This is a genomic window from Bowmanella yangjiangensis, assembly GCF_017255015.1.
Taxonomy (GTDB): domain Bacteria; phylum Pseudomonadota; class Gammaproteobacteria; order Enterobacterales; family Alteromonadaceae; genus Bowmanella; species Bowmanella yangjiangensis.
This window is the reverse complement of sequence record NZ_JAFKCS010000670.1, coordinates 1-393: the sequence shown is the minus strand read 5'-3', so window position 1 is coordinate 393 and position 393 is coordinate 1. Positions and strand designations below refer to the sequence as shown.

Annotated in this window: 1 protein-coding gene and 1 pseudogene; both read left to right on the top strand. The window is 66.2% G+C overall.

What is annotated here, in order from left to right; genetic code table 11:
* Positions 1 to 269 (top strand): annotated as a pseudogene (locus J0A65_RS26190) (MBL fold metallo-hydrolase); the annotation flags it as partial.
* Positions 270 to 279: 10 nt separating this feature from the next.
* Positions 280 to 393, top strand: a 114-nt coding sequence (locus J0A65_RS28030; RefSeq protein ID WP_269814716.1) for a beta-lactamase hydrolase domain-containing protein, incomplete at its 3' end; no start/stop codon positions are given.

Genomic DNA, 393 nt, shown 5'->3' with positions numbered 1-393 from the left:
GCCTGTTCATGTGCCACGACTACAAGGCACCGGGCCGCGACGATTTCCGCAACCAGACCACGGTCGCCGAACAGCGCGCGCACAACGTGCACGTTCATCAGGGCATCGCCGAGGCCGATTTCGTCGCCATGCGGCGCGAGCGCGACGCCACCCTGGGCATGCCCAACCTGATCCTGCCCTCGGTACAGGTCAACATGCGCGCCGGTCAGCTGCCGCCGGCCGAAGGCAACGGCACCCGCTACCTGAAGATCCCTCTCGACGTGCTCTGAGGTCATCACCATGGAGTCGCTCAAGCGCCTGACCCCGTTCATCGCCGTGGCAGCCCAGTTGCAGCCGGCGGACATGGGCATGCTCGCCGCTGCCGGTTTTCGCAGCGTCATCAACAATCGCCCC